Here is a 7,738-nt window from a genome sequence, read left to right on the forward strand (position 1 = left end):
CGCAGGAGGTGCCGACAGGAATGCCGGTGCCTCTTGCGCGCAACCCAGCCCCCTTGCAGAAGCCCGTCAACGCCCGGACAACCCGGGCGTTTTTCATTGTTGGCCGGCAGACGCTGGGGTATTGTTTACGCCAAACAGCTGCAACCAACCAACGTCCGAGGAAGACATGACCTACCGCCCCGATTTCTCCACCCGCCGCCGCGTGCTGGCCGCCGCCGGGGCGTTTGCCGGCGTCAGCCTGCTCAACGGACGCGTGGCGTTCGCGCAGCCCAAGCTGGGCCGCGTCGTCTACGGACAGGGCAGCATCGATCCGTTTTTCGCGGCCGGCTACGTGGCGCTGAAGAAGGGCTATTTCGGTGAAGGCGGCCTGGACGTGGAATACCTGAATTCGCAAAGCGGCCCGCGCACCAACCAACTGCTGGCGGCCGGCCAGATCGCCTTCGGCGCCACGGCGGCTACCGCCGCGCCCGCGCTGACCATCGCCGGCAAGGCCGCGACCCTGGTGTTCGGCTTTGACCGCAAGCTTACGTATGCCAATGTCATTGTTCGCCGCGAAGACTTCGACAGCGGCAAGATCAAATCATTGAAAGACCTGGCCGGCAAGCGCGTCGGCGCCACCCAGCCCCAGTCCAGCACCTGGTTGATGGCGCTGTACCTGATGCAGAAAGCGGGCGTGGCCGACAAGGTCGACATTCGCCCGTTGGGCGACCTGGCCACGATGCTGGGCGCGCTCAAGACCGGCTCGGTGTCGGCCAGCATGGCCACCATGTCCATGATGGAACAAGCCCGCCAGGAAGGCTGGGGGGTGCCGATTTTCGACGCCACCACCGAAAGCTCGTGGAACGAATTCATGGGCGGCGACGTCCCTGGCATCGCGGCGCTGACGCTTGAAGACACCATCCAGAAGCGCCCTGAAGTCGTGCAGGCCTTCGTGACCGCGATGGTCAAGGCGCAAGACTTCATCACCGCCACCAGCGCCGCCGGCATCGCCGACGTCATCTACGACGACTACCTGAACGCCTTTCCGCGCGCGGCCATCGAGAAGACGCTGGGCGTCTACAAAGACACCGTGTTCCTGAAAGACAACCTCATCACCGAAGACGCGTACAACCGCATGACGGCCATCATGGGCGACGGCCGGCAGTTCTCGAACGACGAGATCAAGACGGTGCCCTATGCCAAATGCGTGAACATGGGCTTCGTGCGGAAAGCGCGGGGCCTGTGATGATCACGCTGGACAAAGTCGGCAAAGCCTACCAGTCGCGCCAGGGCACGACGCACGCGGTGGGCGAGGTCAGCCTGACGGTCGAACAGGGCGAATTCGTGTCGATCGTCGGCCCCTCGGGCTGCGGCAAGAGCACGCTGCTGAACATGATCGCCGGCTTCCTGCGCCCCACCACCGGCACCATCCGCGTGGATGGGCGGGTGGTGGACGGCCAGGTGCCGCCGGCGCTGGGCTACATCTTCCAGAAAGACACCTTGCTGCCCTGGTTCAGCGTCAGGAAAAACGTGGCCTTGGGCTTGAAGTTCCAGGGCGTGGCCGCCGATAAAATCGAGCGCCGCGTGGCGGAGCTGCTTGAACTCGGGCACCTGGGCGCCTTCGCCGACGCCTTCCCGCATCAATTGTCGGGCGGCATGCGACGGCGCGTGGCGCTCTTGATGAGCCTGGCCGTCGAGCCCCGCATCCTGCTGCTGGACGAACCCTTCGGCGCGCTGGACACCCACACCAAGACGCACCTGCACCGCGAACTGATGGAGATCTGGCGCAAACTGGGCCAGACCATCGTCATGGTCACGCACGATCTGGACGAAGCCATCCTGCTGTCGGACCGCGTGGTGGTGCTGTCCGGCCCGCCCAGCCGCGTGCTGCTGGACGAACGCATCCGCATCCCGCATCCGCGCGACGTCTTCACGCTACGCGAAACGCCGCAGTTCGTCGCCCACGTGCAAAGCCTCTGGAGCGTGCTGGGCCAGCAGTTCCGCGCGGCCGCCTGAATCCCCTTGCGCCATGATCCCGACTGAAACCTCCGATTCCCTGCAGGACCAGCTGCGGTTGGACCGCCGCGCCGCCATCGCCCGCCGCGTGCGCATCACCGTGTGGCAAGTGCTGATCCTGGCCGTCATCCTGGGCGCATGGGAGACGCTGACGCGCATTCCGTGGTTTACCCAGAACACGCTGTTCGACCCTTTCTTCATCAGCCAGCCGTCGCGCGTGGCGGTGCGGCTGTGGCAATGGCTGCAGCCCGGGCCGCGTTCGGTCTGGCCGCACCTGTGGCTGACGCTGCAGGCCACGATGGTGGGGCTGGTGGTGGGCGTGGGCAGCGGCTTCATCGTCGGCATGACGCTCAGCCGCAGCCGCTTCCTGGCCGACGTGTTCAACCCCTTCATCGTGGCGTTCAATTCCATGCCGCGCATCGCCTTCGTGCCGCTCATCACCATGTTCTTCGGGCTGGGCCTGGCGTCCAAGGTGGTCACATCCTGGTTCGTGGTGTTCTTCCTGGTGTTCTTCAACACCTACAAGGGGGGCCGCAGCGTTGAACGCGAACTGGTGGATTTCTGCCGCACGCTGGGCGGTTCGCCGCGCCAGATCCTGTGGCGGGTACGCATCCCGACCGCCGCCGCGTGGACCTTCGCCGCCTTGCCCAACGCCATCAGCTTCGCGCTGATTGGCGTGGTGCTGGCGGAATTCGTGGGCTCCACCACCGGCATGGGCTACCTGATGATCACCGCGCTGGCCACGCTGAATGCCACCGACATGTTCGCGGCCGTGACGCTGTTGTCCATCGTGGGCATCGCGCTGGTTTATTGTGTGACCTGGCTGGAACGTCGCCTGCTGCACTGGGCGCCGGAGTTCAGGGAATAGCGAGGCTCGCCCCGACGCGCGGGGCGATGGAGAACTGACTTTGAAGACACTACCTTATCTGCGTAACTTCGACCTGACCGGACAGGTCGCGCTGGTGACCGGGTCCGCGCGCGGGTTGGGCTTCTGCATTGCGCGGGCGCTGGCGGGCTGTGGCGCGCGCGTGCTGATCAACGGCCGCAACGCCGCCGCCGTGGATGCCGCGGTGGCCGATCTGGCGGACTCGGGCCTGGACGCCCATTCGTTGCCGTTCGATGTCAGCGACGACGCCGACATGGCGCGCGCCTTCCAGCGCATCGACGACGAACACGGGCGCCTGGACGTACTGGTGAACAACGTGGGCGCGCGCAATCGCAAGACCTTGCGCGACACCACGCCGGCCGAAATCCGGGAATTGATCGATACGGACCTGGTCGCCGGGATGCTCCTGGCCAAGTTCGCGGCCGAACGCATGGTGCGCCAGGGCGGCGGGCGGCTGATCGCCATCACGTCGGTGGTGGGCGAACTGGCGCGCGCGGGCGACGCGGTCTATCCCGCGGCCAAGCAGGGGCTGACGGGGATGGTGCGCGCGCTGGCGGCGGAATTTGGCGGCCAGCACATCACCAGCAACGCCATCGCGCCAGGCACGTTCGCAACGGAAACAAATGCGGCCATGGTGGCGGACCCGAATTTCGGCCCGCGCATCGCCGCGCGCAACCCCACTGGCCGCTGGGGCGAGCCCGAGGAAATCGCCGGCGCGGCGGTGTTCCTGGCGTCACCCGCCGCGTCCTATGTGAACGGACACGTGCTGGTGGTGGACGGCGGCCTGTCGATTCAGTTCTAGGCGATCAGGTCGTCTCGTCCTGGTACCAGACGCCTTCGGCCAGCATCATCTTCTGGTGGCCGTGACCGGCCGGCATCATCGGGAAGCAGTTTTCCTGCGCCGACACCGCCACGTCCAGGAAATAGGGGCCGTCATGCGCCAGGCATTCGGCCAGCGCGGCCTCCAGCTTGGCGGGGTCGTCCACCCGCGCAGCGCCCCAGCCGAACGCCCGCGCCAACGCCACGAAATCGGGCAAGGACGCGTTGTAGCTGTGGCTGTAGCGGCCGCCGTGGATCAGTTCCTGCCACTGGCGCACCATGCCCATGTAGCCGTTGTTGCACAGCACGACCTTCACGGGCGTCTGGTGCTGCATGGCCGTGGACAGTTCCTGGATGTTCATCAGCACCGACGCATCGCCGCTGACGCACACCACCGTCTTGTCCGGGTGCGCGACCTGCGCGCCGATGGCGGCCGGCACGCCATACCCCATCGTGCCGGCGCCGCCTGAAGTCAGCCAGCGGTTCGGCTTGTCAAAGCGCAGGTACTGTGCCGCCCACATCTGGTGTTGGCCCACGTCGGTGGAGACGATGGCGTCGCGGCCCGACAACGCGTCGTTCAGGCTGGCCATCAAATGCTGGGGCAGGATCGCGTCGGCGGCGGGCGTGAAGCCCAGGCAATCCTGGCTGCGCCACGTGTCGATGCGCTTGAACCACGGCGCCAGACGCGCCGCGTCCATCGGTGCTTCGCCCAGCTCGGCGCGCAATGCGCGCACCAGCGGCAGGCAATCGCCCACCAGCGCCACATCGACCCGCACGACCTTATTGATCGAGGCCGGATCGATATCGATATGGATCTTGCGCGCATGCGGGCAGAATTCGGAGATCTTGCCGGTGATGCGGTCATCGAAGCGGGCGCCGATGCAAACGACCAGATCGGCGTTGTGCATCGCCAGGTTGGCCTCGACCGTGCCGTGCATGCCCAACATGCCCACGAACTGCGGGCTGGACGCCGGGAATGCGCCCAGGCCCATCAGGGTAAGCGTGCAGGGCGCCCCCGTGTGGCGGACCAGATCGGCAAAGGCGTCGCAGGCGTCGGGGCCGGCGTTCACCAGCCCGCCCCCCCCGTAGAAGATGGGCCGCTTGGCCTGCGCGATCAGCGCGGCCGCGCGACGCACCGCCGATTGCGGCAATTTGGGCGCCAGCTTGCCCGACTGGCGGCGCGCACGCAGCGCGGCCAGCTTTTGCTGCGAGGGCAGACCGGACGCGTCGTCGTCCGCATCGCGCGGCACCGCCAACTGCACGTCTTTGGGAAAGTCCACCAGCACCGGGCCGGGCCGGCCCTGGCGGGTCAGCTCGAACGCCCGGGCGACCACGTTGGCCACGTCGTCCACCGCACGGATCTGGGTATTCCATTTGGTCACGGAACGCGAAATGCCGATGGCGTCGCATTCCTGGAACGCGTCGGTGCCGATAGCCGCGGTGGCCACCTGACCGCTGACGCACAACACCGGGATCGAATCGCACATCGCGTCCAGCAAGCCGGACGTGGTGTTGGCCATGCCGGGGCCGGATGTCACGAACACCACCCCGGTGCGACCGGTGCTGCGGGCATAGCCCTCCGCCGCATGCACGGCGGCCTGTTCATGGCGCACCAGCACGTGGCGCAGGCGCGGTTCCGCATACAGCGCGTCGTACAGCGGCAGGACCGCCCCCCCGGGGTAGCCGAACACGGTGTCGACGCCGTGCGCAATCAGCGTATCGAGCAGAATCTTCGCCCCGTTCGAAACGGGGGTATCAGTGGCGGCAAGCGCGGCGGCGGCGGTGGGGTGCAGGCGATCGTTCATGCTATCTATCTTATTCGTAGCCTGGAAGAATTTTTATCTTCTTTTCCACGATTCCTGGCCAGACGGAGTAAATTTATCTTCGATTTGGAGGAATCAAAGAAAATGAACCTGGACAAGTTTGACCTGGCCATTCTGAAGGTATTGCAAGAGAACGCGCGCGCCAGCCTGAACGACATCGGCGCGGCGGTGGGCCTGTCGTCCACGCCCTGCTGGAACCGCATCAAGCGCATGGAAAGCGCCGGGGTGATCCGCGGCTACACCGTCGACATCGACCCGGCCAGCCTGGGTTTCATGGACACGGTGATCGTGCACGTGACGCTGGAAAGCCACAGCGAGGAAACGCTGTACGAGTTCGGCCGCGCCCTGGCGGCCATCCCCGAAGTGCTGGAAGCCTTTCTGGTGTCGGGCGACTACGACTACTACATCCGCATCGCCGTGCGCGACACCCGCGACTACGAACGCCTGCTGCGCGAACAGCTCTACCGCATCCCCGGCATCCGCCACAGCAAATCCTGCTTCGTGCTGCGCCGCCTGAAGGAAACCATGCTGCCGCTGATGGGGCCGGCGGGATGATCCGCGCTCAGCGCAGCACGTAATCCACGGGCGTGGCCGCTTCCGGCAACGGACGCACGCCCAGGCCTTCCAGCAGGTCGATTTCGATCACGCGGGCCAGCGCCGACAACGGCAGGTCATTTTCTTCCAGGCCGAACGGGTCTTCCAGCTCGTCGCCTAGCGCGTCCAGCCCGAAGAAGGTGTAGGCGATGATGATGACCGCCACCGGAGTCAGGTATTCCAGCGTGCCCACCAGCCCGAACGGCAGCAGCAGGCAGAACAGCCACGCGGTGCGATGCAGCAGCAGCGAATAGGCGAACGGGCAGGGCGTGAACTTGATGCGCTCGCAGGCGGCCTGGATGGCGGCGCATTGCGCCACGCGCTGGGTCAGGCCTTGATACAGGATGTCGCTGAGTTCGCCGCGCCGCAGACAGGCGGCCAGATCGCGGTTGATCGCCATGAGCAGGGCGTCCGGCACATTGCGGCAGCCGGCCAGCGTGTCCAGCTCGTCTTGCTGCACCCAGGGGCGCACCGCCTCGACCATGTCCTGCCCGCGCAAGCGCGCCGCCAGGCCGTACCCGAAACCGATGCAGCGCCGCACCAGCCGTTCCTGCACCGGATTGGCCGTGCTGGCCGCCAGCAGCACCGCGCTTTCGCGCGCCAGGCTGCGAGCCTGCACGATCAGATCGCCCCATTGCTTGCGGGCTTCCCACCAGCGGTCATAGCAGACGTTGTTGCGAAACCCCATGAAGACCGACAGCGCCAGGCCGAAAAGCGAGAACGGCACCGCGGTCAGGTGCGCGGGCGAAAACAACTGGCGGTGGTACATCCACACCACCACGCAGGCAAGCAGCGTGATGACGATGAGCCTGCTGAAAATGCGCGGGATGATGGAGCCGCGCAAAATAAAGAACAAGGCCAGCGCAGAGGGACGCGGACGGACGATCATGATGAATATCAAGTAAGGATGAGGCGCGCCCACTATACGCCTGTCGTCCTGTCAAAGACGCGTCGATATAATTCTGTTTCGTCTCACCGCCACCCACGCCTCCATGACCACCGAAGACACCCCGATCAAGCCCTGGCATGTCGTCCGCCGCTCCAAGCTGCACGGCAACGGCGTCTTCGCCGCCCGCAAGATTCCCGCGGGCACCCGCATCATCGAATACGGAGGCGCGCGCATCAGCGCCAAGGAAGCCGACCGCCGCCACCCGACCAATCCGGACGATCCCTTCCACACCTTCTTCTTCGCGCTCAGCTCCGGCCGCGTGATCGACGGCGGCGACGAAGGCAACGACGCCCGCTGGATCAACCACTCCTGCGAACCCAACTGCGAAGCGCAGGAAGGCAAGCACGGCAAACGCGTCTACATCGTCGCCCTGCGCGACCTGCCACGCGGCACCGAACTGTCGTACGACTACGGCCTGGTCCTGGACGGCCGCATCACCAAGGCGCTGAAGGAAGGCTACCGCTGCCTGTGCGGCACCCCCCCGTGCCGCGGCACGATGCTGGCGCTGCCAAAAAAGAAAAAGAAGAAAGCAGAGAAGCCGGAACCGGCAGACGTCGTGGAAACGGCAGAAGCCGCCAAAACAGCAACCGCGGCAAAACCACCCGCCACCGCAAAGTAAGACAGCCCAGCCTCCAGCCGACGCGCCCCCAACCGCGCGCAGCGCCCCCGCCC

Annotated in this window: 8 protein-coding genes; 6 read left to right on the forward strand and 2 right to left on the reverse strand. The window is 65.9% G+C overall.

Annotated features, from left to right (window positions below; translation table 11 throughout):
* Nucleotides 1–166: 166 nt before the first annotated feature.
* Genes CQ050_RS24610 through CQ050_RS24625 form a run of 4 tightly spaced genes read left to right on the forward strand, consistent with a single transcriptional unit; the run spans nt 167 to nt 3,683 of the window.
* Complete coding sequence (locus tag CQ050_RS24610) at nt 167–1,225, forward strand: ABC transporter substrate-binding protein (protein WP_105559427.1); 1,059 nt, start codon at nt 167–169, stop codon at nt 1,223–1,225.
* Complete coding sequence (locus CQ050_RS24615; protein WP_199196922.1) at nt 1,225–1,995, forward strand: ABC transporter ATP-binding protein; 771 nt, start codon at nt 1,225–1,227, stop codon at nt 1,993–1,995. The genes CQ050_RS24610 and CQ050_RS24615 overlap by 1 nt, the downstream gene beginning before the upstream one ends.
* Nucleotides 1,996–2,008: 13 nt before the next feature.
* A complete protein-coding gene (locus CQ050_RS24620) occupies nt 2,009–2,863 on the forward strand; it encodes an ABC transporter permease (protein ID WP_105559429.1) in 855 nt (284 codons plus the stop codon).
* 40 nt (nt 2,864–2,903) lie between these two features.
* Entirely contained in the window at nt 2,904–3,683 is a 780-nt protein-coding gene (locus CQ050_RS24625; RefSeq protein ID WP_105559430.1) for an SDR family oxidoreductase, read from the forward strand.
* A 4-nt stretch (nt 3,684–3,687) separates the two neighbouring features.
* Here CQ050_RS24625 and ilvB read toward each other — a convergent pair whose 3' ends face one another.
* Nucleotides 3,688–5,514, reverse strand: a complete 1,827-nt coding sequence (gene ilvB, locus CQ050_RS24630; RefSeq protein ID WP_105559431.1) for a biosynthetic-type acetolactate synthase large subunit — start codon at nt 5,512–5,514, stop codon at nt 3,688–3,690.
* Between the two features lie 93 nt (nt 5,515–5,607).
* On the opposite strand from ilvB, the gene CQ050_RS24635 reads away from it, so the two are divergent.
* Complete coding sequence (locus CQ050_RS24635; RefSeq protein ID WP_105559432.1) at nt 5,608–6,078, forward strand: Lrp/AsnC family transcriptional regulator; 471 nt, start codon at nt 5,608–5,610, stop codon at nt 6,076–6,078.
* A 7-nt stretch (nt 6,079–6,085) separates the two neighbouring features.
* On the opposite strand, the gene CQ050_RS24640 is transcribed toward CQ050_RS24635, so the two are convergent.
* Nucleotides 6,086–7,006 (reverse strand): bestrophin family protein, encoded by a 921-nt coding sequence (locus CQ050_RS24640; protein ID WP_105559442.1) that lies wholly within the window; start codon nt 7,004–7,006, stop codon nt 6,086–6,088.
* Nucleotides 7,007–7,109: 103 nt separating this feature from the next.
* Here CQ050_RS24640 and CQ050_RS24645 point away from each other — a divergent pair, with 103 nt between their 5' ends.
* Nucleotides 7,110–7,685 (forward strand): SET domain-containing protein, encoded by a 576-nt coding sequence (locus tag CQ050_RS24645; RefSeq protein WP_105559433.1) that lies wholly within the window; start codon nt 7,110–7,112, stop codon nt 7,683–7,685.
* Nucleotides 7,686–7,738 lie beyond the last annotated feature (53 nt).

Origin of the sequence: Achromobacter sp. MYb9 (genome assembly GCF_002975275.1) — a bacterium.
GTDB lineage: Bacteria > Pseudomonadota > Gammaproteobacteria > Burkholderiales > Burkholderiaceae_B > Achromobacter.